Source organism: Poseidonocella sp. HB161398, from assembly GCF_005870025.1.
Lineage (GTDB): Bacteria > Pseudomonadota > Alphaproteobacteria > Rhodobacterales > Rhodobacteraceae > Mangrovicoccus.
In genome coordinates this window covers 39,041-63,182 of record NZ_VATA01000031.1, presented here as the reverse complement: position 1 = coordinate 63,182, position 24,142 = coordinate 39,041, and the positions used below count along the sequence as shown (strand labels likewise).

25 protein-coding genes are annotated in these 24,142 nt (G+C 71.7%); 11 read left to right on the top strand and 14 right to left on the bottom strand.

Annotated elements, in window-relative coordinates; all coding sequences use genetic code 11:
• Nucleotides 1–54: 54 nt before the first annotated feature.
• From FGX59_RS21775 to FGX59_RS21750, 6 genes are all read left to right on the top strand, one after another.
• Nucleotides 55–942 (top strand): ABC transporter permease, encoded by an 888-nt coding sequence (locus FGX59_RS21775; protein WP_138469232.1) that lies wholly within the window; start codon nt 55–57, stop codon nt 940–942.
• Nucleotides 943–952: 10 nt separating this feature from the next.
• Nucleotides 953–1,792, top strand: coding sequence for an ABC transporter ATP-binding protein (locus tag FGX59_RS21770; protein WP_138469231.1), 840 nt, complete (start codon nt 953–955; stop codon nt 1,790–1,792).
• Between the two features lie 89 nt (nt 1,793–1,881).
• A complete protein-coding gene (locus FGX59_RS21765) occupies nt 1,882–2,595 on the top strand; it encodes a Crp/Fnr family transcriptional regulator (protein ID WP_138469230.1) in 714 nt (237 codons plus the stop codon).
• A gap of 96 nt (nt 2,596–2,691) precedes the next feature.
• Nucleotides 2,692–3,219: an RNA 2'-phosphotransferase gene (locus tag FGX59_RS21760; protein WP_138469229.1), complete on the top strand. Its 528-nt coding sequence runs from the start codon at nt 2,692–2,694 to the stop codon at nt 3,217–3,219.
• Nucleotides 3,220–3,577: 358 nt separating this feature from the next.
• Nucleotides 3,578–3,778, top strand: coding sequence for a heavy-metal-associated domain-containing protein (locus FGX59_RS21755; protein ID WP_138469228.1), 201 nt, complete (start codon nt 3,578–3,580; stop codon nt 3,776–3,778).
• 18 nt (nt 3,779–3,796) lie between these two features.
• Nucleotides 3,797–4,192 carry a MerR family DNA-binding protein gene (locus FGX59_RS21750; protein WP_138469227.1) on the top strand — a complete coding sequence of 132 codons (396 nt, stop codon included), beginning with the start codon at nt 3,797–3,799 and terminating at the stop codon, nt 4,190–4,192.
• 12 nt (nt 4,193–4,204) lie between these two features.
• Here the strand turns inward: FGX59_RS21750 and FGX59_RS21745 are convergent, their stop codons facing one another.
• The 5 genes from FGX59_RS21745 to FGX59_RS21725 form a co-directional block, all read right to left on the bottom strand.
• On the bottom strand, nt 4,205–5,020 hold the full coding sequence (locus tag FGX59_RS21745) for a universal stress protein (RefSeq protein WP_138469226.1): 816 nt from the start codon (nt 5,018–5,020) through the stop codon (nt 4,205–4,207).
• Nucleotides 5,021–5,280: 260 nt separating this feature from the next.
• Nucleotides 5,281–5,982, bottom strand: coding sequence for a dimethylsulfonioproprionate lyase family protein (locus FGX59_RS21740; protein ID WP_138469225.1), 702 nt, complete (start codon nt 5,980–5,982; stop codon nt 5,281–5,283).
• A gap of 18 nt (nt 5,983–6,000) precedes the next feature.
• The gene (locus FGX59_RS21735) at nt 6,001–6,993 is read right to left on the bottom strand and encodes an MDR family oxidoreductase (RefSeq protein ID WP_138469224.1); all 993 of its coding nucleotides are present in this window, start codon (nt 6,991–6,993) and stop codon (nt 6,001–6,003) included.
• A 12-nt stretch (nt 6,994–7,005) separates the two neighbouring features.
• On the bottom strand, nt 7,006–7,689 hold the full coding sequence (locus tag FGX59_RS21730) for a TetR/AcrR family transcriptional regulator (RefSeq protein WP_240722636.1): 684 nt from the start codon (nt 7,687–7,689) through the stop codon (nt 7,006–7,008).
• A 23-nt stretch (nt 7,690–7,712) separates the two neighbouring features.
• The gene (locus FGX59_RS21725) at nt 7,713–8,171 is read right to left on the bottom strand and encodes an Lrp/AsnC family transcriptional regulator (RefSeq protein ID WP_138469223.1); all 459 of its coding nucleotides are present in this window, start codon (nt 8,169–8,171) and stop codon (nt 7,713–7,715) included.
• A gap of 169 nt (nt 8,172–8,340) precedes the next feature.
• On the opposite strand from FGX59_RS21725, the gene FGX59_RS21720 reads away from it, so the two are divergent.
• Nucleotides 8,341–9,648 carry a D-amino acid dehydrogenase gene (locus tag FGX59_RS21720; protein ID WP_138469222.1) on the top strand — a complete coding sequence of 436 codons (1,308 nt, stop codon included), beginning with the start codon at nt 8,341–8,343 and terminating at the stop codon, nt 9,646–9,648.
• Nucleotides 9,649–9,825: 177 nt separating this feature from the next.
• The gene (locus tag FGX59_RS21715; protein ID WP_138469221.1) at nt 9,826–10,008 is read left to right on the top strand and encodes a hypothetical protein; all 183 of its coding nucleotides are present in this window, start codon (nt 9,826–9,828) and stop codon (nt 10,006–10,008) included.
• On the opposite strand, the gene FGX59_RS21710 is transcribed toward FGX59_RS21715, so the two are convergent.
• From FGX59_RS21710 to FGX59_RS21685, 6 genes are all read right to left on the bottom strand, one after another.
• A complete protein-coding gene (locus FGX59_RS21710; protein ID WP_138469220.1) occupies nt 10,005–10,853 on the bottom strand; it encodes an inositol monophosphatase in 849 nt (282 codons plus the stop codon). The genes FGX59_RS21715 and FGX59_RS21710 overlap by 4 nt on opposite strands.
• A complete protein-coding gene (locus FGX59_RS21705) occupies nt 10,841–11,566 on the bottom strand; it encodes a DUF1868 domain-containing protein (RefSeq protein WP_138469219.1) in 726 nt (241 codons plus the stop codon). Before FGX59_RS21705 ends, FGX59_RS21710 begins: the two co-directional genes overlap by 13 nt.
• Nucleotides 11,547–12,662, bottom strand: a complete 1,116-nt coding sequence (locus FGX59_RS21700) for an ABC transporter ATP-binding protein (RefSeq protein ID WP_206078408.1) — start codon at nt 12,660–12,662, stop codon at nt 11,547–11,549. The genes FGX59_RS21705 and FGX59_RS21700 overlap by 20 nt, the downstream gene beginning before the upstream one ends.
• A 2-nt stretch (nt 12,663–12,664) precedes the next feature.
• On the bottom strand, nt 12,665–13,570 hold the full coding sequence (locus tag FGX59_RS21695; protein WP_138469217.1) for a carbohydrate ABC transporter permease: 906 nt from the start codon (nt 13,568–13,570) through the stop codon (nt 12,665–12,667).
• On the bottom strand, nt 13,567–14,451 hold the full coding sequence (locus tag FGX59_RS21690) for a carbohydrate ABC transporter permease (protein ID WP_138469216.1): 885 nt from the start codon (nt 14,449–14,451) through the stop codon (nt 13,567–13,569). Before FGX59_RS21690 ends, FGX59_RS21695 begins: the two co-directional genes overlap by 4 nt.
• A gap of 68 nt (nt 14,452–14,519) precedes the next feature.
• Nucleotides 14,520–15,821: an extracellular solute-binding protein gene (locus tag FGX59_RS21685; protein WP_206078407.1), complete on the bottom strand. Its 1,302-nt coding sequence runs from the start codon at nt 15,819–15,821 to the stop codon at nt 14,520–14,522.
• A 149-nt stretch (nt 15,822–15,970) separates the two neighbouring features.
• On the opposite strand from FGX59_RS21685, the gene FGX59_RS21680 reads away from it, so the two are divergent.
• Entirely contained in the window at nt 15,971–17,140 is a 1,170-nt protein-coding gene (locus FGX59_RS21680) for an ROK family transcriptional regulator (RefSeq protein ID WP_138469215.1), read from the top strand.
• Between the two features lie 108 nt (nt 17,141–17,248).
• Here FGX59_RS21680 and FGX59_RS21675 read toward each other — a convergent pair whose 3' ends face one another.
• A complete protein-coding gene (locus FGX59_RS21675; protein ID WP_240722634.1) occupies nt 17,249–19,447 on the bottom strand; it encodes a heavy metal translocating P-type ATPase in 2,199 nt (732 codons plus the stop codon).
• Nucleotides 19,448–19,565: 118 nt separating this feature from the next.
• Between FGX59_RS21675 and FGX59_RS21670 the strand changes: the two genes are divergently transcribed.
• Complete coding sequence (locus FGX59_RS21670) at nt 19,566–19,994, top strand: helix-turn-helix domain-containing protein (protein WP_138469214.1); 429 nt, start codon at nt 19,566–19,568, stop codon at nt 19,992–19,994.
• A gap of 1,061 nt (nt 19,995–21,055) precedes the next feature.
• Here the strand turns inward: FGX59_RS21670 and FGX59_RS21665 are convergent.
• Nucleotides 21,056–21,454: a DoxX family protein gene (locus tag FGX59_RS21665; protein ID WP_138469213.1), complete on the bottom strand. Its 399-nt coding sequence runs from the start codon at nt 21,452–21,454 to the stop codon at nt 21,056–21,058.
• Between the two features lie 1,217 nt (nt 21,455–22,671).
• A complete protein-coding gene (locus FGX59_RS21660) occupies nt 22,672–23,433 on the bottom strand; it encodes an HpcH/HpaI aldolase/citrate lyase family protein (RefSeq protein WP_138469212.1) in 762 nt (253 codons plus the stop codon).
• 118 nt (nt 23,434–23,551) lie between these two features.
• Between FGX59_RS21660 and FGX59_RS21655 the strand changes: the two genes are divergently transcribed.
• Nucleotides 23,552–24,142, top strand: coding sequence for a TetR/AcrR family transcriptional regulator (locus FGX59_RS21655; protein ID WP_138469211.1), 591 nt, complete (start codon nt 23,552–23,554; stop codon nt 24,140–24,142).

Genomic DNA, 24,142 nt, shown 5'->3' with positions numbered 1-24,142 from the left:
ATCCGGGCGCCGCTCCGACGAGGGCGGCGCCCGTCCGAGCCAGAGGAGAGCACCATGCAAGCGAATACCGTCCTGTCCGGCCCTGCCGCCGCCCCGGATCCCGACCCCGCAGAGATGCATGACGCGGGTCCGCCGCCGGCGCCCGTACCGCGGCGCCGCCGGATCCTGCCGAAGGGCTGGGCCGGACAGGCCGGGCTGATGGCGCTGTCGCTGCTTGCCGGGCTCGCGATCTGGCAGATGGGCAGCTCCCAGGGCTGGAACCTCTATGTCAATTTCGCCAATATCCCCTCGCCCGGCCAGGTCGGGACCAGCATGCTGCACAATCTCGGCGCATCCGAGTTCTACGTCCACCTGGGCGTGTCAATCCAGCGGGTGCTGGTCAGCTTCGCCCTGGCGGTGATCGTCGGCGTGCCGGTCGGGCTCCTGATGGCGCGCAGCCGCGTCTTCCGCGCCATGGCCATGCCCTATATCGAGATCCTCCGCCCGATCCCCGCCGTCGCCTGGATCCCGCTGGCGATCCTGATGTGGCCGACCGAGGAATCCTCGATCGTCTTCATCACCTTCCTCGGCGCAGTCTTCCCGATCGTGCTCAACACGCTGCACGGCGCGCGGCAGACGCCCGAGGTGCTGGTGCGCGCGGCGCTCTCGCTCGGCGCCTCGCGGCTCGACGTGTTCCGCCACGTGATCCTGCCGGCCGCGCTGCCCTCGGTCTCGGCCGGGCTCGCCGTCGGCATGGGGGTCGCCTGGTTCTCGCTTCTGGCCGGCGAGATCATCTCGGGGCAGTACGGCATCGGCTATTTCACCTGGGACGCCTATTCCATGGTGCGCACCCCCGACATCGTGCTGGGCATGCTGGCGATCGGCCTTCTCGGCACCGCCTCCACCGCCGCCGTCAACGCCCTGACCGCCCCGCTGCTGAAATGGCAGAAGCGCACCCGCTGAGGAGAGACCCATGCTCGACATCCTGAAATACCAGCGCGCCGGCCAGCCGCGGGCCTCGACCGGCAAGGGCGCAATCGAGATCGACCAGGTCGCCATCACCTTCGGCCAGGGGGCGGAGGCCCATCGCGCGGTGGAGGCGACCTCGCTGAAGATCCTGCCCGGCGAATTCGTCTGCATCCTCGGCCCCTCGGGCTGCGGGAAATCCACCCTTCTCAATGCCATCGCGGGCTATGTCGCGCCGAGCGCGGGCGAGGTGCGCGTCGACGGCGCCAAGGTCGAGAAGCCCGGCCCCGACCGCGGCATGGTCTTCCAGCAGTATTCCCTGCTGCCCTGGAAGACCGTCTACGAGAATGTCGCCTTCGGCCCGCGCATGGCCGGGAAGAGCCGGACCGAGGCGGGCTCCATCGCCAACACCTTCCTCGGCATGGTGGGGCTGAGGAAATTCGGCAGCCGCTATCCGGCGGAGCTGTCGGGGGGCATGCAGCAGCGGGTGGGCATCGCCCGGGCGCTGGCCAACTATCCGTCGGTCCTCTTGATGGACGAGCCCTTCGGCGCGCTCGACGCGCAGACCCGGCTGATGATGCAGGAGAGCCTGCTGGAGATCTGGCAGAAATTCGGCACCACGGTGGTCTTCGTCACCCACGATGTCGACGAGGCGGTGTTCCTTGCCGACCGGGTGCTGATCATGTCGGCGGCCCCTGGACGGGTGATCGAGGATCTGAAGATCGGCCTGCCCCGGCCGCGCAGCACCGACATGGCGGCCCAGCCCGACTACATCCGCGCCCGCCAGCACTGCCTCGAGGTGATCCGCGCCGAGAGCCGCCGCGCCTTCGCCGAGCAGAACGCATGAGCCCCCGCGCCTCTTGCGCCCGGCTCGTCCGGGGCGGAGACTGGGGCACGGCGCAGCGCAGCGCCCCCGGCCCGCGGAAGGACGCGTCCATGAGCGATGACAGCGACGGCCGCAGCGCCATCTTCCTGTCCGAGTACCTGCTCGACATCAACGAGGGGGCGGGGTTTCTCGCCTCGCTCAGCGAGGCCGGGCGCAAGGCGGTGCGCCATTCCGGCACCCGCACGACGATCCGCAAGGGCGAGGGGCTGTTCTTCCAGGGCGACCCGCATACCGGCGTCTGGGTGATCGAGTCGGGGCGCATCCGCACCTTCTATGCCGGTCCCTCGGGACGCGAGATCACGCTGGCCTACTGGACGCCCGGCCATTTCGTCGGCGGGCCCGAGGTCTTCGGCCGCGGCCGCCATGTCTGGTCGGCGGATGCGCTGGAGGATGGCGAGCTGCTGTTCCTGTCGGGGATGAGCCTGCGCAACCTGGTCTGCCAGCATCCGGAGGTGGCGCTCGGCGTGATCGACGGGCTGATCGCCAAGGGGAAATGCTATTCCGCGCTGATCCAGATGCTGGGCACCCGCGCCGTGGCCGACCGGCTGAAGCAGCTTCTGGTCATCATCGCAGATGCCTATGGCCGCTACGAGGACGGGGTGACGATCATCGAGCGCTCGATCACCTACGAGCAGGTCGCCACCATGGTCGGCGCCACGCGGCAATGGGTGACCCAGTCGCTCGACAAGCTGGAATCGGATGGCGTGCTCAGCGTCACGCGGCGCGAGATCCGCATCTACCGCCTTTCCGCGCTGATGGAGTGAGCCCGCGGCTTGACCGCAGGGCGCTCGCCGGGGAAGAAGGGCGCGGCAGCCGCCTGCCCCCTTGCGCCTCCGGGCGCCCGAGACGGATCCCCGCCGATGAGCCGCGAAAGCAAGGTCCTGTCGCGCATCCTGCGCCACGAGCCCGGACTGGCGGGGCTCGAGCTTGGCCCCGGCGGCTGGGTCCGCATCGACGCGCTGCTCTCCGGGATGCGCCGCGCGGGCCACCGGCTGAGCCGCGCCGAGCTGGAGCGGATCGTCGCCGGAAACGACAAGCGGCGCTTCACGATCTCCGAGGATGGCCGGCGCATCCGCGCGGCGCAGGGCCATTCGGTCGCGGTCGATCTCGGCCTGCCGCCGATGGTCCCGCCCGAGACGCTGTTCCATGGCACCGCGCGGGCCTCGCTCGACGCGATCTGGGCCGAGGGGATCCTGCCCGGGCGGCGGCGGCATGTGCATCTTTCGCCCGACATTGAGACCGCCCGCCGGGTCGGCCAGCGCCATGGCCGGCCGGTGGTGCTGCGCGTCGCGGCGGCGCGGATGCAGGCCGAGGGCCATGTCTTCTGGCAGGCCGATAACGGCGTCTGGCTCACCGGCCCGGTCGCCCCCGCCTATCTGGGCTACTGAACCGGGGGGCCGTGTCCGTCCCGCGGGCAGGCAACGATCGCTGCAGCGCCGGAACCAGTGCCCCGGCGGCGGATCGGCGGGCGAAGTTCCCTGGAACAGATCGCTTTCACTCCGACCATTCCGTTGCGCCTCCCCCGCTCCCGGCCGGTGCGGGATGCGCAAGGAAGGCCCGCCCGCCCCGGCGATCTGCCGGGCGCACGCGGCGGCGTGACGGCCAGCGCATCTCTTCCGGGCACGGCGCCACCCGCCTGCTGCGCTTTCCGCGGACGGTCGCGGAAAAATCGCGGCCGGGGCTTGACCTTCCAGCGGCTGGAAGGACCATGTGTCCCTGGCGAGTTTGAGGAAAGGACTCCCGGCCATGAAATACAGCGTTCCCGACATGAGCTGCGGCCATTGCCGCGCGAGCATCGAAAAGGCCGTCCGCGCCGCCGATCCGGCCGCCGAACTGGCCTTCGACCAGGAGCAGCGCTCGGTGGAGATCGGCTCCGCGCTCGAGGCGCCCGCGGTCGTCGCCGTGCTGGCGGAGGCCGGCTATGCCGCCACGCCGCAGCCCGGCTGAGCGCGGCGGAGGCCCGGCATGAATATCGGACACGCGGCGGAGGCCTCGGGCCTCCCGGCGAAGACCATCCGCTACTACGAGGAGATCGGCCTTGTCCGGCCCTCGCGCGCGGCCAATGGCTACCGCGATTTCGGCGAGGGCGAGATCTCGCGGCTGAGCTTCTTGGCGCAGGCGCGCAGCCTCGGCTTCACGCTGGAGGAATGCCGCCGCCTGCTGGAGCTGTATTCCGACGAGGGCCGCGCCAGCCGCGAGGTGCGCACCCTCGCCCAGGGACATCTGGAGGCGGTGCGGGAGCGCATCGCCGAGCTCGGCAGGCTGGCGCAGACGCTCGAGGCGCTGATCGACCGCTGTCCCGGGGATGACTCGCCGCATTGCGCCATTCTCGACGAGCTGACCGGCGACGCCCGGCGCTGAGCCGGGCGCGGCTCAGCCGCGCAGGATCAGCAGGTCGCAGGGCGGGCGCCGCACCAGCCGCCGGGTGACGGAGCCGATCCGCCCGGGGCCGCGCCGCGCATGGGCGCCGATCGCAAGCAGGTCCGGCCGGACCTCGCGGCAGGCGTCGCGCAGCGCTTCGGGCAGCGAGACGGTGCGCGGCTCCGGCTGGGGCAGCTGGCGCGGCACCACCTCGGCCTCGCGCCATTCCGCGAGCCGGGCCGCGGCCTCCTCGAGGAAGGGCGCGACGGCGGCGGGCGCCTCGCTGGGCAGCAGCCAGGAGCGGAACGGGATATGGACGGCGTGGACGCTGCTGAACGCGGCCTCTGGGGCAATCCGCGCGGCCCAGCGGGCGGCGGCGGCGCAGGCGCCCGACATGTCGATGCCGCAGAGCACCCGGCTGTACTCCGCCTCGGCCGCGCCCGCGACCAGCAGCACCGGGCAGGAGGTGGCGCGCAGGAGCCGCTCCACCGTCGTGCCGGCCAGCAGGTCGCGCAGCGGATGGCGGCGATGGACGCCGAGCACCACCAGATCCGGGGCAGTCCGGCGGATCGCGGTGGCCAGCGCCGAGACCGGCTCGCCGGTGCCGATCACGATCTCCACGGGCACGCCGCTGTCGCTGCCGCATTGCCGGGCGATCTCCCGGCGGGCCTCCTCGTCGAGCGGCCCGCTCATCTGCTCTGCCAGGTCGCTGTCGATCACGCAGCACACCACCAGCTTCGCGCCATGCGCCCGCGCCAGCCGCAGCGCGCGGCGCCGCGCCCGGTCCGAGCGCAGCGACAGGTCGGAACCGACCAGGATAGTCTTCACGTCCTGAACCCTCTTCCCTCGATCTCCGGGCCGCGCCAATGGCGCCGCCCGACTCCCCTCCGCGGCCCTTAGACCAGATCGCGGCCGCCACTGCCAAGGGTGCCGCTGCGCCAGCGCCTCCCGGGACCGGTGGGCGGTCCAGCGACGGCGCGGTCCGGCCGCGGAGCCGTGCGGCCTGCCGGGGACCGGGACGGCACCGGGACGATCCGCGGACGGGCCCCGCAGCCGGGAACCGCAGAGGCGGAGGCCGGACCGCCGGATCAGATCCCCTGAGCCATCCGCGCCTTGCGGGTCGAGCTGAGCTTCATCCCCGGCGCATGCAGCCGCGTCTCGGGCCCGGTCCAGGCATAGGCCAGCAGGCAGGGGTCGAGATCGGCCGTGGTGATGCGGTGCTCCTCGCCGGGGCGGTTGAGGATCAGCGAGCCCGGCGCATGCACCGCCGCGTCATTCTCCGACCAGGCGCCGGCCACCGAGATGTAGCTTTCCTCGATCTCCTGGTGGCTGTGCTGCGGATAGGTGGTCTTCGGCGCGAAGAGCACGAAGCCCAGCACCAGCCGCTCGGAGACGACGGGGCCGCGCGGGCCCAGCACCTCGCAATAGGCGTATTTGCGCGCCAGCGCCTTCGGCACCCGCTCGTAGCCGTATTCCCAGCTAAGCAGCGGCGCTACATGCGACAGCGCGCGGGCGATGCCCCGCACCGCGCCCTGCTCGCCCAGATCGAGCGCGCGGGGCAGATGCGCGGTCACCGGCTTCGCCGCGGGCGGGCGCGGCGCGACCGCCGGGTTGCCGTCGACGATCTGCGAGATCCGGTCGCGCACGCGCTTGCGGTGCGAGCGGATCAGCCGGCTGCCCCCGGCAGAGCCCTGCCGGTAGAGCGCGTCGAATTCCTGCAGCAGGTAGAGCCAGCCGGGGCAGTCGAAGAGCCGCGGGGACTCCTCCTGCGCGATCAGCGGTGTGTCCATCGCGGCCCTCGCCCTGTCTCAGCCGAGGTCTGGCGCGACCGGCACGACCACCCGGCCGCGGATCTGCCCGTCGAGGAATTTCGGCGCGGTGGCGATCACCTCGGCGAAGGGCAGATCGACCGAAAGCGCCTCGAGCTTCTCCAGGTCGAGCTCTGCTGCCAGCAGGTCCCAGGCCTTGCGGCGGGTCTCGATCGGGCACATCACGCTGTCGACCCCGGCCAGCGTCACGCCGCGCAGGATGAAGGGCGCGACGGTGGCGGGCAGGTCCATCCCCGCCGCCAGCCCGCAGGCCGCCACGGTGCCGCCATAGCGGATCATCGACAGCAGGTTCGCCAGCACAGTGCTGCCCGCGACATCGACCGCCCCGGCCCAGCGTTCGCGGGCCAGCGCGCGCGGTTTGCCCGAGAGCTCCTCGCGGGCGACGATCGAGGACGCGCCGAGCCCCTTGAGGAACTCCGCCTCTGCCTCGCGGCCGGTCACCGCCGCCACCTGGTAGCCGCGCCCGGCCAGCAGCGCGGTCGCGACCGAGCCGACGCCCCCGGCCGCGCCGGTCACCGCCACCTCGCCCGATCCCGGCGCCACGCCATGGCGCTCCAGCGCCATCACGCAGAGCATCGCCGTGTAGCCCGCCGTGCCGATCGCCATCGCCTGGCGCAGCGAGATGCCCGCGGGCAGCGGCACCAGCCAGTCGCCCTTGACCCGCGCCTTGCCGGCAAGCCCGCCCCAATGGGTCTCGCCCACGCCCCAGCCGTTCAGGACGACCCGGTCGCCGGGCTTCCAGCCGGGATGGGCGCTTTCGGCGACAATGCCCGAGAAGTCGATCCCCGGCACCATCGGGAAGCTGCGCACCACCGGCGCGCGGCCGGTGATCGCCAGCGCGTCCTTGTAGTTCAGCGTCGAATAGGCGACCTCGACCAGCACGTCGCCCTCGGGCAGCTGGTCCTCGGACAGGCTGGCCTGCGCGACGGTCTGGGTGCCGTCCGGCTTCTCGATGAGGATGGCGTCGAACATGCGGTTGTCTCCCTAGGTCGAAATCATGTCGAAGAAGGCGGCCGCGAAGCGGCGCAGCGGCGCCGGGCCGCCTTCGAGCTTGGCGCGCAGCACCGCGCCCTCCCAGCCGGTCCAGAAGACGGCGGCCAGCGTGTCGGGATCGGCGCCCGGGACGAGCTGCCCTGCCGCCTCCGCCTCGGCCAGGCAGCGGGCGGTGCGCGCCTGCCAGTCCTCCAGCACGGCGATCAGCGCGGCGCGGTAGTCATCGGGCAGCGCGCCCATTTCCTGGCCGAGATTGCCGATCAGGCAGCCGCGGCGGAAGCCGTGCCTGGCCATCCCGTCCTCGGCCTCGCCGGCGAAGCGGCGCAGCCGGTCGAGGGGCGGCAGGGCGCCGTCGCAGAGCACCCGGTCGAGCCAGGCGGCGAAATACTGGTGGTACTCGCCGATCAGCGCCGCGCCGAACTCCGCCTTGGAGCCGAAATGGTGGTAGAAGCTGCCCTTCGGCACGCCGGCCGCCTTGAGGATCTCGTCGACCCCGGTGGCGCCGTAGCCGCGCTCCGTCAGGTGGACGAGCCCGGCGCGGACCAGCCGGCGGCGGGTCTCCGAGCGCGCGGGATCGCTGCGCGGACGGCCGCGGCGGCGCGGCGGGACAGGGTCGGAGGCGGGGGTGCCGGTGCTCATGGCGAATTCGTAGACCGAGTCGTCTAGGAATGTCAAAGCCCGATCGGCGCCCCTGCCCCTCAGCGTTTCCGGCGCGGCGCCAGCACGTTTCGGATCGAGAAGCTGGAATGGATCCGCAGGACGCCCGGCAGGCGCGACAGCACCTCCTTGTGGATCCGCTCGAAATCCGCGGCGCTCTCGGCCTGGACGCGCAGGAGGTAGTCGGAGCCGCCGGTCATCAGGAAGCATTCCTGGATCTCGGGATGCTTGCGCACCGCCGCCTCGAAGCGGTCGAAGACCTCCTCGGTCTGCCGCTCCAGCGTGATATTGACGATCACCGCAATGGTCGGCTCGCCCGAGACGGTGCCGGTGACGACCGTGTAGCCCAGGATCGTGCCGCTCTCTTCGAGAAGCCGCACCCGCCGCAGGCAGGCCGAGGCCGAGAGCCCGACGGCACTGGCCAGATCGACATTGGCGATCCTCGCGTTCTGCCGGAGGAGGTTCAGAATCTTGCGGTCGATCTGGTCGAGGCCGGACATGCGGATCCTTGCGTCGTGGTGATATTATCGTCGGTTCTGCGACATTAATTGAAACATTCTGCGGAAGATAGGCGCCTTCTGCCAAATCATCCGTCCTAGAAGGCGGACATGCCCGCTGCCAGCCCGGCAGCACCCCTCCCGGTCCACCGGTTAACTAGTGAGAGACGCAATGAAAGTCGCAATCCTCGGCGCCGGCGTGATCGGCGTGACCTCGGCCTACTACCTCGCCCGCGCAGGCCACGAGGTGACCGTGATCGACCGCCAGGAGGGCCCCGCGCTGGAGACCAGCTTCGCCAATGCGGGCCAGGTCTCGCCGGGCTATTCCGCCCCCTGGGCGGCGCCGGGCATCCCGCTGAAGGCGATCAAGTGGCTGATGATGGAGCACGCGCCGCTGATCCTGCATGCCAAGAACGACCTGGGCACGATCCGCTGGCTGGGCGAGCTGCTGAAGAACTGCACCTCGGCGCGCTATGCGGTGAACAAGTCGCGCATGGTCCGCGTCGCCGAGTACAGCCGCGACTGCCTCAAGGAGCTGCGCGCCGGGCTGGACCTGCCCTATGACGGCCGCCAGCAGGGCACGCTGCAGCTCTTCCGCTCGCAGAAGCAGGTCGAGGCGATGGCGAAGGACGTGGCCGTGCTGAAGGCTGACGGCGTGCCCTTCGAGGTGCTGGACACCGAGGGCTGCATCGCCGCCGAGCCGGGCCTGGCAGCGGCGCGCGACAAGATCGTCGGCGGGCTGCGCCTGCCGGGCGACGAGACCGGCGACTGCTTCCTCTTCACCAATGCGCTGGCGCAGGAATGCGAGCGGCTGGGCGTGACCTTCCAGTACGGCACCTCGATCGACGGGCTCGTCACCGAGGGCGACCGGGTGACGGGCATCCGCACCGGCGCCGGGCTGGTGACGGCCGACGCGATCGTGACTGCACTCGGCAGCTACGCCACCGCCTTCCTCAAGCCTCTGGGCATCCGCCTGCCGGTCTCGCCGGTCAAGGGCTACTCGATCACCGCGCCCATCGTCGACGCCGCGCGCGCGCCGGCCTCGACCGTGATGGACGAGACCTTCAAGGTGGCGATCACCCGGCTCGGCGACCGCATCCGCGTCGGCGGCATGGCCGAGATCGCGGGCTTCGACCTGTCCCTGTCCGAGCGTCGCCGCGCGACGCTGCTGAACTCGCTCGACTCGCTCTTCGGCGGCGCGGCGGACACCGCCCAGGCCAGCTTCTGGAGCGGCCTGCGCCCGATGACCCCGGACGGCACGCCGATCATCGGCCGCACCAAGTTCCGCAACCTGTGGCTGAATGCCGGCCATGGCACGCTGGGCTGGACCATGTCCTGCGGATCGGCCCGGGTGCTGGCGGATCTGGTCTCCGGCGGGCGTCCGGAAATCGACGCGACCGACCTGGGGCTGGAGCGCTACAGCGCGCCGCGCCGCCGTCCCGCGGCCGCCCCGGCCGCGGCCGAACCGCACCTCGCCTGAAGTACTTGATTACCCGCGCTCCCGGCCCTCGCGGGCCGGGAAATTCCGGGCGGATGCCGCAATGCGGCATCCTGTCCCCGCGGCGTTTCTACGACTAAAGTCGTAGTCCGCCCCCGCAGCTGCGTCATTGTGTTGCAACCGATCCGTGCTAGCGTTTTCTCCAGGGAGGAAGAAAACATGCTGCATTTCCTGGTCGGGCTCTCGATTGGCCTGCTGATTGTCTCTCCGGTCATCGCCCTGGTACTCTTCGCCGGGCTCGAGCGCCGCAAGGCGCAGGAGCGCGCCCCGCGCAAGCCCGCCGCCGATGTCCTGCCGTTCGAGATGACCCGCATCCGCACCAAGACGCACCTGCCCGCCTAGACCGAATCGCGCCAGGCAAGCGCCGCAACTGCGCGGCCGAGCTCCGGCCCGGCCGCAGCCACAGCGCGTCCGTCGCGCAGGGTCGGAACATAGCGCCGGCCCCCTTCGACCTGACCCCAGCCCCCGGCCTCTTCGACCGCGAGCATGCCCGCGGCATGATCCCATGGGTTGAGTAGCGCCGAAACCGAGAAGTCCGCCTGGCCCGCCGCCAGCATGCGGTATTCGTGGCAGGAACATCGCAGAGACCGCAGGCTGCGGGCCCCGGCGAAGGCGGCCATGGCCTGTGCCCGCCGCGTGCCATGGCCGGTCTCGAAGGGCAGGATGCCCTCCGCCTCGCCGAGAGCGCGGCAGTCGCTCACCTTGAGCCGCCGCCGCGCGCCGCGGGCCGAGACATGCCAGGCGCCGCCGCCGCGATGCGCCACCACCCAGTCATCCATCACCGGATCATGCAAGAGCCCGAAGACGGTCTGCCCCTCGCGCACCACCGCGAGGATGACGCCGAAAACGGAAAGACCGCGGGCGAAGTTCAGCGTGCCGTCGACCGGGTCGATCAACACCGCGGTGCCGCCCTGCCCCAGCGCGTCCAGCAGGCGCGGATCGGCGGCCACCGCCTCCTCGCCGATGATCGCCGCGCCGGGCAGGATGCGGCGCGCGCCCTGGGCAATCGCCGCCTCCGCCTCGCGGTCGGCCACCGTCACCAGGTCGAGCGGATCGGATTTCGCGGCGATCTCCGTGGCGTCGAGATTGCGGAAGCGCGGCAGGATCAGCCGCCGCGCCGTGTCGCGGACCAGGGCGGTAAGCGCCTCGGCCTCATCTGCGGCCAGCGTGCCGGTCACAGCAGGCATAGCGTCTCGAAATGGTGCATGTGCTCGAAATTGCACAGCTCCACCCGGCCGAGGACGATGTCCTGCAGCCGCGGGCCGTGCGCCGCGAAGAGCGCGTCGCCAAGGGCGATGACCGCGCGCGCCTCGTCTTCGCTCAGCCAGCGCAGCGGATAGGCCAGGGTGATGTGGAAGGTGTAGGTCCCGAAGCCCGCCGGGGCGATCCCGGTCGCCTCGCGCAGCGCCGCGCGGGTGGCGCGCAGCCCTTCCTCGTCCGGACCGGTCCCGTCGACCGTCATCGAATGCCCGGCATGGACATTGAGCGCGCGGATGCGGCGGCTGGCAGGCAGCGCGATCCCCGAGAGGCGGGCGCGCAGAATGGCCGTGACCTCGTCGCGTGTGGCGTTGCGGTCCACGCCCTCGGGCCAGTCGAAGCGGTTGGCGAAGGGGCCGGAAATGCCCTGGAACACCGTCATGTGCAGCGAGGCGTCCGGCAGGAATGAGAAGTGCCCGCCATGGGGACCGGCGGCGAGCCCGTCCTTGATCGCCACCAGCGCGGCATGGGCGTCGCTGCCGCGGTCGACATGGCAGATCATCGTGTTGCCCGGCCAGTCGAGCCGCGTGCCGTCGGGGGCGAACTTGCCGCCCTTGCCGGGCGCGGAGATGCCCGGCGGCAGCGCGCCGCCTGTGGCGCGGCCGGTCAGATAGGCGATCGGGTCAGGACGGAATTGCGTCATCTTGCACTTTCATGGCGTCGCTGGGGACCGGATGGCGCGCGAACGCCCGGCCGGTCAGGGGGTCGAAAAGATGCAGCGCGCCGGCAGGCAGCGCGATGCGGATGTCGGACGAGGCCGCGACCGGACGGCCGGGCCCGGCGGCCATCTGCAGCCGGCTGCCATCGCCGAGCTGCAGGGTCAGGACGGAATGCGCGCCCAGATCCTCGCGGTAGATCACCCTTGCGGGCACGCCCGCGGGATCGGCCAGCACCTGCTCGGGGCGGATGCCCAGAAGCGCCGCGCCCTGATGGCGGTGCCGCGCCAGCACCGTGCCGTCCGAAAGCCGCAGCCAGCCGCCCTCGCCCGCGACGTCCAGCAGCGTCATCGCCGGGGCGCCGATGAAGCCAGCGACGAAGGCCGTGGCCGGGGCGTGGTAGATTTCCTGCGGGGTGGCGAACTGCTCGATCCGGCCCCTGTTCAGCACCATGATCCGGTCGGCCAGCGTCATCGCCTCCACCTGGTCATGGGTGACGAAGACGCTGGTGGCGCCGATCCGGCGGTGGAGCCCGGCCAGCTCCATCCGCATGTCCTGGCGCAGCTTGGCGTCGAGATTGCTCAGCGGCTCGTCATAGAGCAGCACCTGCGGCTCGCGCACCACGGCGCGGGCGATGGCGACGCGCTGGCGCTGGCCGCCGGACAGCTCGGAGGGGCGGCGGTGCAGATAGTCCCCGAGATCGACGATCCGCGCGGCGGCGGCGATGCGCGCCTCGCGCTCGGCCCGGGGCACCCGCGCGACCTTCAGCGCATAGCCGATATTGCCCGCCACGCTCATGTGCGGATAGAGCGCGTAGTTCTGGAACACCATCGCGATGCCGCGGTCCTTGGGCTCGGCCTCCTGCACCTCGCGCCCGGCGATGGTGATCCGCCCCGCGCTGAGCCGCTCCAGCCCGGCGATGCAGTTCAGAAGCGTGGACTTGCCGCAGCCCGAGGGGCCGAGGATGACGGTGAACTCGCCGCCGCGTAGCTCGGCCTCGAGCGCGGGCAGGACCTCGGTGGCGCCATAGGACTTGCGCAGCCCGTGGAGCCCGATCGCGGCGGGGGCGTTGGTGGCGGTCATGGTCATTTCTCCGACAGGGTGAGGCCGCGGACGATGCGGCGCTGGAAGACCGCGATCAGGATCAGCGGCGGCAGCGTGACGAGGATCGCCCCGGTCATCTGCAGCGGGAAATCGGGGATGCGCTCGCCCTCTTCCTGCAGCCGGGCGAGGCCGACCACGGCCATGGTCCGCGCGGGCGAGGAGGCGGCCACCAGCGGCCACATGTACTGGATCCAGGCGCTGATGAACATGTAGATGCCAAGCGCGGTCAGCGGTCCCTTCGACAGGGGCAGCAGGATGTCCCAGAGAAAGCGCAGCGGCCCCGCGCCGTCGATGATCGCCGCGCGGGCGAGCTGCGGCGGGATGGTGCGGAAGAACTGCACCAGGATCAGCGTGCAGGAGCCCTGCGCCATCAGCGGGATCGCGATCCCGGCATAGCTGTCGAGCAGGTTCCATTGCAGGTCGAGCGGCCGGCCCGCCAGCGCGCTCCACAGGCCCCCGGCATTGGCCAGGGCATTGAGCGGCAGCGCGACATTGGCCGTCACCTGATAGGCGGTGATGATCATCAGCTCCAGCGGCAGCATGATCGAGGCCACGACCAGCGCATAGACCAGCCCCCGCCCGCGGCCGGTGAAGAACACCACCGCATAGCTCGTCGTCACGGCCAGCGCGATGCGCCCGGTGGCGGCGATGGCGCCGACGATGATCGAGTTCAGCGTCTGCCGCGGCAGGTCGGTGCGGGTCCAGACCTCGCGCAGGTTCTCGGCGAAATGCCCGCCGGGGATCAGCGAGAAGTTCCGGCGCAGGAACTCCTCGTAGCTCTGGGTGGCGGTGACGATGACGAAGGCCATCGGCGTCAGCACGAAGACGAGGCCGCAGAGCAGGATGGCCGTCGCCCAGCGGTCGATGGAACGGGAGTTTTCGATCATCGGTCGTATCGCACCCGGCGTTCGAGGAAGAGGTACTGCGCCCCGGTGACGACAGCGACCAGCGCCATCAGGATCACCGTCTGGGTCGCCGCGCCCGACAGGTCATAGGCTTTGAACCCGTCGGAATAGATCTTGTAGACCAAGAGGTTGGTCGCCCCTCCCGGGCCGCCCCGGGTCATCGTGTCGATCAGCCCGAAGGAGCCCGAGAGGCTGTCGGCGACCTCGAGCACGACGACCACGAAGAGCTGCGGCGTCAGCAGGGGCAGCTGGATGTCGCGCAGCCGCCGCCAGGGCCCGGCCCCGTCGATCGCCCCGGCCTTGTGCAGCTCTTCGGGGATCGCCTGCAGCCCGGCCAGCAGGATGATGAAGCTGAAGGGGATCGCGCTCCAGACATTGGCAACGAAGAGCATCGCATAGGCGTGGAGCGGGTTGGTGCGCGGGTTCCACAGCCCCGGCCAGATCTCGTTCAGCGGCGCAGGGATGCCGAGATAGGGGTTCAGCAGGAAGACGAAGATCACCCCGATCGAGGCCGAGGCCACGGCCTTCGGCCAGAGGAAGATGTTGCGCGCGATCCCCGACAGCCGCAGCCTGCGGTCGGCGGCCAGCGCCAGCACCAGCGCGGTGCCGACCGAGCTGCCCGAGGCCAGCACCATGTAGGCCAGCGTCGCGCGGGCCGAGGACCAGAACTCGCCCGAGCCCAGCACGCGGCGGAAATTGGCGAAGCCGACGAATTGCGAGCCGCCGCCGAAGGGCTGCTCCAGGTGGAAGGCCCAGAAGAAGGCCAGGATGATCGGCAGGTAGAAGAACAGGAACAGCACCAGGAGCTGCGGCGCGCAGAGCCACCAGGGCAGCGCCCGGGCGCGGAAGATTTCCTGTTTCATGGGCGGGACTTTCAGCTGGCGGAACGCCGGCCCCCGGAGGGACCGGCAGGATCGGACACGGGCGCGGCTCAGGGCAGCGCGACGCCCTTGTAGGTGTCCTCGAAGCGGCGCAGCAGCGCGTCGCCGCGCTCCTTGGCGGTGTCGAGCGCGGCCTGCATGCTCTGCCCGCCGGTGAAGGCCTTCTGGGTCTCTTCCATGAAGATGTCGCGGAACTGCACGTAGAAGCCCAGCCGCACGCCGCGGCTGCCCTCGCCGCCCGGCTGGTCGAGGCTGCCGACGCCGGTGGGCACGGTGGCGAAATCCGGCTCCGCCGCCAGCCCTTCGGCCTCCAGCGCCGCGAGCGCGCTTTTCGTCACCGGCATGTAGCCGGTGGTGCGGGTGAAGGCGATTTGCCGGTCATCGCCGCGCAGGAAGTCGAGGAAGGCGCGGGCGGCCTCGTAGGACGCCTCGTCATGGCCCTTCATCACCCAGACCGAGGCGCCGCCGATCAGCGTGTTGTGCCGCTCGTAGCCCTGGTACATCGGCGCCATGGCGATCTCGACCTTGTCGCCGAGCGCGGCGAAGGCGGCGCCGTAGGAGCCGGTCGAGCCCTCCATCATCGCGCATTCGCCGGTATTGAAGGCGACGGTGTAATTGCCCGCGGCGGTGTCCTCGTTGAGCTTGACCAGCCCCTCCTCGCGCCAGTCATGCAGGTTCTGCAGATGCTCGGCGACCTTGCCGGTGTTGAAGGTGTATTCGGCGTCGAGCCCGCCATAGCCGTTGTCGCGGCTGGCGATCGGCAGGCCGTGGCGGGCCGAGAACTGCTCGAGCACGCGCCAGGGATGCGCATCGGTGACGAAGGGGCAGTCGACGCCCGCCTCCCTGAGCCGGCGCGCAGCATCGGCAAGCTCTTCCCAGGTGGCGGGCAGCGCCTCGATCCCGGCCTTTTCCAGCAGCTCGCGGTTGCCGTAGAAGATCAGCGTCGAGCCGTTATAGGGCTGCGAATAGAGCATGCCCTCCGAGGTCTCGTAATAGGAGCGGGCGCCGTTGATGTAGTCGCCCCAGTCGACCTCCGGCTCCAGCTCCTCCACCGGCAGCACCGCGCCCGAGAGCATCAGGTCGAGCGTGCCGGCATCGAAGAACTGAATCAGCGCCGGATGGCGGCCCGAGCGGTAGGCGGCGATCGCCTTCTGCATCCCGGTCTCGTAGCTGCCCTGGCCCATGCAGGCCACGGCATGGTCGTCCTGCGCGGCATTGAAAGCGTCGCAGGCGGCCTGGATGGCGACCTCGCCGGTGCCGGTATTTCCGTACCAGAACTCGATATCGGCCGCCTGCAGGGCGGCGCTGCCGGCCAGCATGGCCAGGGCGGAAAGGGCGGATGTCTTCAGCATTGCGGTCCTCGGCGGGTTCGGGGGCGGCCTGACTCGGCTCGAGGGCGTATTAACACTTTACGTGTGACAAGAGCGTGACGCTGCAGCTCCGTTGCAGCAACGGCTGTTTTCTGGTGAAGACGTCAGAGACGAACTTTGCCTGTGGAAACATGAGACCCCTGCCCCCGGCCCATCCCGACGACCCTGCAAGACTGCTCGCGCCGCGCTTCCGCCGCCATGGCACCGAAGTGGCCAGCCGCACCGAGCGCCAGCTCCTCGCGGCGATCTGGCAGGCGCCGGAGCAGACCCGCGCCGCGCTGACCCAGGAGGCCGAGCTGACCCAGCAATCGGTGCACCGGCTGCTGGCCGCGCTGCAGGGGGCGGGGATGGTGCTCTTCGGCCCGCTCAGGCCGCCCCGGCACAAGGGCCAGCCCAGCCCGCAGCTCCTGCTGAACCCGCGCTTCGGCTGCGCGCTCGGCATGTCGCTCGACACCGACCGGGTGGGCATCGCCTGCATGGATTTCGCCGGCGGCCATGCCACGCGGCATTTCCCGATCGCCGGCGATCCGGTGGAGGCGGTGCTCGACCGCATCGCCGAGGAGGCGGAGGCGCTGCTGGCGCAGATGCGCTTCGCGAAGGCGGACGTGCTCGGCATCGGCTTCGCCATCGCCGGCTTCCTGATGGAGAACGGCCGCTACAACCCGCCCGACCCGCTGGCCCACTGGGCCGGGACCGACCTCGCCCGCACCGTGTCCGAGCGTTTCGCCCTGCCCTGCTGGACCGACAACAGCGCCAACACGGCAGCGCTCTGCGAGGCGATGTTCGGCCATGGCCGCCGCTACCGGGACCTGGCCTATCTCTCCTTCAACTACGGCTTCGGCGCGGGCATCGTCGCGGGCGGCGCGCTGATGCGCGGCGGCTTCGGCAATGCCGGCGAGATCGGCATGATCTTCACCCCCGAAGAGGCGCGGCGCCGCCCGGCGCTGGGGCTCCTGCTGCAGCATCTGCGCGCGGCGGGCCATGACATGCGCGCCATCGGCGATCTCGACCGCGCCATGTCGCCGCTCTGGCCCGAAGTGGCGGACTGGGCCGATCTGGTCGCGCCGCAATTCAACCGCGTGGTCAATGCCGTCGCGGCCATCGCCGATCCGCAATGCATCGTGCTCGGCGGCCAGGTGCCGCGGACGCTGGCGCGGGAATTCATCGCCCGGGCAGAGTTCTACGCCCGGCCGCGCCATGGCCATCTGAACCCGCTGCCGCGGCTCGAGATCTCGGATCTGGGCGGCGAGACCCCGGCGATCGGCGCCGCCTGCCTGCCGCTGCGGGCGCTGGCCTTCTGACCCGGCCCGCCGCCTCGCGCCGTCCCCTGGCAGGCGCGCGGGCCCGACCGCGACCGGCCGCGGCCCCTCGCGCGCGGGCAGCCGGGTCGGGCCTTCCTTCCCCTCCGCTCAGTCCCCGCCGGGACGCGCCCGCAGAAGCCGCAGCGCATTCGCCGTCACCAGCACCGTCGCCCCGGTATCGGCCAGGACCGCGATCCAGAGCCCGGTCATCCCCGCCACGGTCGTCGCCAGGAACACCGCCTTCAGCCCCAGCGCCAGCGCCACGTTCTGCCGGATCACCGCCATCGTCGCCCGGGAAAGCCGCAGCAGCGCCGGGACATCCGCCACCCGGTCGCGCAGGAGCGCCCCGTCCGCCGTCTCCAGCGCCACATCCGTGCCCGAGCCCATCGCGATCCCGACCTGCGCCGCGGCCAGCGCCGGGGCGTCGTTGATCCCGTCCCCGACCATCAGCACCCGCGACTGGGCCGCCAGCGCCTGCATCTGCGCGACCTTCTCCCCGGGCAGCAGCCCGGCGCGGCAGGGCAGCCCCAGCCGCTCGGCCATGGCCCGGCCGGTACGCAGGTTGTCGCCGGTCAGCATCACGGTCCGCACGCCCATCCGCTTGAGCTCGGCAATCGCCGCCGCCGCATCCGCGCGCGGCTCGTCGCGCAGCGCGATCAGCCCCAGAAGCCGGTCCGGCGCGAAGACCGCCACCACCGTGCTGCCTTCTGTCTCGAGCGCCGCCGCCCGCGTCGCGGCCGCCTCGCCGAGACAGCCCGCCTCCATCGCCAGCCGCGGCGAGCCGACGGTCCAGCGCAGCCCCTCTACCAGCGCATGCGCGCCGCGGCCCGGCGTCGCCCCGGCCTCCGCCGCCTGCGGCAGTGCCAGCCCCGCCGCCTCCGCCTCCTCCAGGATCGCGCGGCCAAGCGGGTGGCTCGCCCCCTGCTCCACCGCTGCCGCCATCCGCAGGAGCGTCTTTCCATCCGTCCCGAAGGGCTCCAGCGCCGTCACCTGCGGCCGCCCGGCGGTCAGCGTCCCGGTCTTGTCGAAGGCGACAAGCTCGGTCCCCGCCGCCGCCTCGAGCACCGCGCCGCCCTTCATCAAGAGGCCCTGCCGCGCCCCGGCCGACAGCGCCGAGGCCACCGCCGCGGGCACCGAGATCACCAGCGCGCAGGGGCAGCCGATCAACAGCAGCGCCAGCGCCCGGTAGATCCAGACCTCCCAGCCCGCCCCCAGAAGCAGCGGCGGCAGCACCGCGACCAGCGCCGCCGTGCCCACCACCGCGGGCATGTACCAGCGGCTGAACCGGTCGATGAAGCGCTCCACCGGCGCGCGGGCGCTCTCGGCCTCCTCGACCAGCCGCAGGATCCGGTCGATCGCGCTCTCCCCGGCCGCGCGCAGCACCCGCAGCCGCAGCTCGGCATCGGCATTGACCGAGCCCGCCAGCACCTCGTCGCCCGGCCCCTTGGCCACCGGCATGCTCTCGCCCGTCACCGCCGACTGGTCGACCCCGGAGCGGCCCGAGATCACCACCCCGTCAGCTGCCACCCGGTCGCCGGGGCGGATCTGCAGCACATGACCGGGTGCCAGGCTCTCGGCCGCCACCTCGCGGATGCGCGGCCCGACGACCAGCCGCGCGGTCGCGGGCTTCAGCGCCGCCAGCGCGCGGATGCCGTCGCGGGCGCGCCCCGCCGCCAGCCCCTCGAGCAGCTCGCCGAGCGCGAAGAGGAAGACCACCACCGCGGCCTCGCCCTGCGCGCCGATCGCCAGCGCGCCAAGCGCGGCGATGGTCATCAGCATCTCGATGGTGAAGGGCATGCGCGCCCGCGCCATGGCCAGCGCCCGCCGCGCCACCGGCGCCACTCCGGCCAGCGTCGCCAGCACGAAGCCCGCCTCCGCGGCAGGCCCGCCGACCGTCAGCGCGATCCCCCAGGCGAGCGCCAGAAGCCCCCCCGTCGCCGCCACCATCTGCGCCTTGCGGCTCCGGGCCCAGCCCGGCAGCGTCGCGCGCTTCTCCTCCGCCGGGGCAGCCGGTGCCGCCGCGGGAGCAACCGCCTCGCCGGGCAGCACGAATCTGCCCGCGACACGCTCGGCCGGGGCCTCCGGCGCGGAGATACCGAAGCCCACCGCGCGGACCGCCCGTTCCACCTCGTCCGGCGTGGTCCCGTCCCGGGCCAGCACCAGCCGCAGCCGCTCGGCCATCAGCGCGACCTCGACCTGGCTCACCCCGGGCAGCCGCTCCACCGCGCCCTGCACCTTCGCCGCGCAGGAGCCGCAATCCATTCCGGTCACCCGCCATTCCGCGCGCGTCGTGCCTGCCGCTTCCATCTGCCTCTCCGCTTCCCAATTCCGAGTCGGGGCGGACCATAGGACCTACAGCAACTGTAGCTTCAAGCGGCAATCTGCGCTATCTGCCAAGGCGACATAACAGAGCCCGGAGGCCCCCATGTACACGATCGGCGCGCTGGCCCGCCATGCCGGCACCAAGGTCCAGACCATCCGCTACTACGAGCAGGTCGGGCTGATGCCCGAGCCAGGGCGCAGCGCCGGCGGGCAGCGCCGCTATGACGGGGCGGCGCGCGACCGGCTGGCCTTCATCCGCCATGCGCGGCAGCTCGGCTTCTCGCTCGACGCGATCCGCGAGCTCCTCGGCCTCTCCGACCGGCCGGAGCGCCCCTGCGCCGATGTCGACGCCATCGCCCGGCGGCAGCTGCGCGCGGTCGAGGCGCGGATCGTCCGGCTGGAGGCGCTGCGCGGCGAGCTGACGCGGATGATCGGCGAATGCTCCGGCGGCACGGTCTCGGACTGCCGCGTGCTCGAGGTGCTGCGCGACCATGGCGAATGCCTGGCCGAGCACGAGCATCCGGACGGCTAGCCCGCCGCTCCGCGGCCGCGGACAGATCCGGCCGCATGCCTCGCTGCGTGCCGCATGGCGCCTGCCCTGGCGGCCGGAACCGCGGCATCGCACCCGGCCTTCCGGCACATCGCGGCCAGGTCCCCGGCCGCAGCCGGCGCCGCCAAGTCAGGCAGCCGCCCTCGAGCGCAGAAGAACAGCGCCAGCGCGGTTCCCTGATCCCGTCCTCGCGGGCCTGCGGTCCGGCCCCGAGAACCTTCTGCAGGGTCCACGCCGTCCCGCCCGCCGCAGGCCCCGTACCCTTTGGGCCGGAAGAGCAGTCTGCCTGCCCCGTGAGGATGCCCGATCAAGAACAGCCTGCAGGACACCCCCTCGGCCTGCCCGCCGCGCCGGGCAGGCACCCGCATCCCCCTCAGGAAAGCCGCGGGTACGCCTTTCCGGTCCCGGAGCCCGGCAGCAGATCGGGCAGGCATTCGTGTCTCCAAAGCGGCTCCCCCCTGCCGCCACCTTTCCCGGCGGGGCCGGCGGCCTTCGGGCAGGCTCGGATCGGGCTCCGCCCCATTGTCCGGCCTAAGCGAACGCCGCCCGCAGCGGCACGGTCGGGTCAATAGACCCGGATCTGCCGCCGCGCATGGGGGCGGGTGCGGGAGGGGGCATCCCCCTCCCGCCTGCCATCGCCGACCCGGGCACCGGCGCGGGGCCGTTGCATCATGCCCGGCAGGCTCTGCCCTCGCCCGCATGGCCGCACCGATCCCGCAACGAAAGGCCGGACCACCTGTGGCCCGCGCGATGTGCCCAACAGACCGGCACCGCTGGCGACGTCGCCGCCCATGCCGACCCGCCTGGACGAGGCCGGCCGGGGCCCATGCCGCCCATGTCCGTTTGCATTGCCGGCAGAGGCTCCGGAGCCTGAACAGGACACGCCGCCTGCCAGCAGCGCGGTTGCCGCATCGCAGATGCCGCAGGACACCGCGGCCCCCCCGCCGGCGCGGCACCGGGCGGAGGCCTGCCAGTGCAGGCCGCCCTTCTTCCGGCAGCGGCCGGGGACCGGCGGGCGGATGGAACCGCCCGCCGCCCCGAGGTCAGGTCTTCGCGTGCTTGCCGCGCTGCGCATCCATCGACCAGGGGCCGGGTCCGGCCACGCAGAGATAGAGGAAGACGAAGCAGTAGGTCGCCGCCAGCTCGCCCCCATTGACGATCGGGAAGAAGCCCTGCGGGGCATGGACGCTGAAATAGGCCACCGCCATCACGCCCGAGAGCAGGAAGGCCGTCGGCCGGGTGAAGAGCCCCACCACCAGGAGGATCCCCCCGGCGAATTCGAAGAGCCCTGCGATGCCCGGCATCGAGCTGACCGCGATTCCGCTCATCGGCGTCTCCGGCCAGCCGAGGAACTTGGTGAAGCCGTGCTGCAGGAGCAGAAGGCCGGACATGACGCGCAAGAGCGACAGGACATGGGGCTCGAAGCGGGACAGGAATGACATGGGACCTACCTTTCTGGTCTGGGATCGCCCCCCGATCCTGCCACAGGCCGGTGATTCCGCGCATCAATCCGTTATGCTGCCCCGCCCGTCCTGCCGCGCCGGCGCAACAGCCACCGCGAAAGGGGCGTGCCGGCCAGGCGCGCTCTGCCGCCGCGCGGCCCAGCCGGGCGCCGGCCGCGACCGGGTCCGGCGATGCGGCCATCCTGCCGGGGCTGCCGCTCTGGCCGTCCCCCGCGATCCTCCCCCGGGGCCCCGGGCTGGTCGCGGCGCTCTTCGCGATCCGGGGTCCCGACGCGCCCCTCGGCAGCGTTGAGCAATGACCGACGGGAGCGCCGCCTCTCCGGCATCCCGGCGCCCATCCTCCGGATGATCCGTCGCCACGCAGCTGGCCGGGCTCTGCCGCGCCCGAGGCGGAGCGCAGCCGCCATGTTCCCGAGCCAGATCCATTCGGCAGTCGCCCCGCATTTGCCAACCGTGAAGCCGATCTCCGGGCTTCTCGGCAATGTCGCCGCCGCGGCGGGCCACCCGCGCTCTTCGACGCCCGCCATGCCCGGATCTGGCGGATGCGCGGCGGGCGGGCGCTTCGGCCCCGGCGCCGGACGGCACCGGCGTCTCGGCTATGTGCCCCCTCAATCACCGCCGCCGTGACAATCGCGGACATGCCCCGGACACTGGCGCCCAGGCCATCCCGCACCCGAATTCATCGAACCTGCGGGGGGCCGGGAATGTCCTTTGCGCGCGCTCGGCGCGCGCAGGCACCGTCCCGATCACCGTCCCGGCGATCGCCGCCTGCTGCCTCGCGCCGATGCGGTTCCGCGCGGTGACGGTGATCCTGTCCGGGAAAACCATTCCGCCCGTAGGCGCGAAACTCCTCCGATGCGCGGCGCGGCCGACACCGGCCACCCGCGGGCCAAGGTCGTCCGCCCCGAGGCGCCGGTGCTTCCGGCGATGATCCCCGGGCACTGCCTGAAGATCGCTTTCCCGCCATCGCCCCCTGCCCGCTGACGGGATCCAGGGGCGCTGCCTGTCGCACCGCCGCCCGGGCTCAGCCGATACTGTCGAAACCCCCCGGCTCCGGTCGAAAGACCATCCGGAGCTGGAAATTCGGTCTCCGGCATGGCTGAAGAAACCGCTCTTCGAAGCGGATTCTCCCGGTCTTGGAAGGTGTTCCCGCGATTTCGGGGCCTGCGAGCGCGGGCGCGCGCTTTTCAGCGCAGTCAGCCCTTCGCGGCCAGTCCCGGCCCGGCGAGCAGGCCCTTTCTCAGCGCGATGATGTCGAGATCGCCGGAGACGAAGACCGCCCCCGCCTCGAGCGCCGCGGCGTGGAGCGCCGGGTCCATCGCCAGGATCCCCGGCGGCAGCCCGGCCGCGCGGATCCGGCGGATCGCGTCGGCCACCGCCACGCGCACCTCCGGATGGCCCGGCTCGCCGGGATGGCCCAGGGACGCCGCCAGATCGGCCGGGCCGACGAAGATGCCGTCCACTCCGGGCACCGCGGCGATCGCCTCGATCTGCGCCAGCGCGGCCGCCGATTCCACCTGCACCAGCAGGCAGAGCTCCTCGCTGGCATTGCGGTGATAGCCCGCAACCGTGCCGAAGCCCGTCGCCCGCGTCATCCCCGAGACCCCGCGGATCCCTGCGGGCGGATAGGTCATGCAGGCCACCGCATGGGCGGCCATCTCGGCATCCTCGACCATCGGGATCAGCAGCGTCCGCGCGCCCAGATCGAGCAGCTTCTTGATCTCCGGCGCGTTCAGATGGGTCGGCCGCAGGATCGGCTCCACCGGATAGGGCGCCGCCGCCTGCAAGAGCGGCAGCGCCGAGATCGCGTCCATCGGCGAATGCTCGGTGTCGAACAGCATCCAGTCGAAGCCGAGCGCCGCCATCATCTCGGCCGCCAGCGGATCGGACATGGTGCACCACAGCCCGTCCTGGCGCCGCATCTCCTTCAGCGCGGCCTTGAACCTGTTCGTCTGCATGGAATCCTCCCTTGCCCCTGCCGGGCCGACGATGGCAGCCGCGGCCGCCGTGTCAACGCCCCTTGCGTCCGCAGACCGGAGTAGGTAGACCGGTCTACCTACAGACTCGGAGACCGCCATGCCCGACGCCCCTTCCGATCTCCGCGCCCCGGCGCGCGCGCGGCTCCTCGCGGCCGCGGCCGAGCTGTTCTACGACCAGGGGATCGGCGCCACCGGGATCGACGCGATCATCCGCCGGGCCGGGGTGGCGAAGAAGAGCCTCTACAACAACTTCGCCTCAAAATCCGATCTGGTCGCCGCCTATATTGAGGCGCGCCACCGCGAGTGGCTGGACCTCTTCGCGGCCCGCGCCGCAGAGGCCGAGGGGCCACGCGGGCAGATCCTCGCGGTGTTCGACGCCTATCGCGACCATGCCGAGGCGGGCTATCTGCATGGCTTCCGCGGCTGCGGACTGCTCAATGCCGCGGCCGAGCTGCCCGCGGGCGATGCCGGGCGCGCCGCGGTGCGCGCCCACAAGGAGGAGGTCGAAGCCATCCTCTGCCGCGAACTGGCCCTGCTCCTGCCGGACGACCCCGGCCGCGCCGCGCCTCTGGCGCTGCAGCTGGCCTTCCTGCTCGAGGGCGCGATCACCCGGGCCGGGCTCGACGGCTCGGGCGCCTGCATCGCCGCGGCCCGCGCCATGGCCGAAGACCTGCTGGAGACGCTCTGA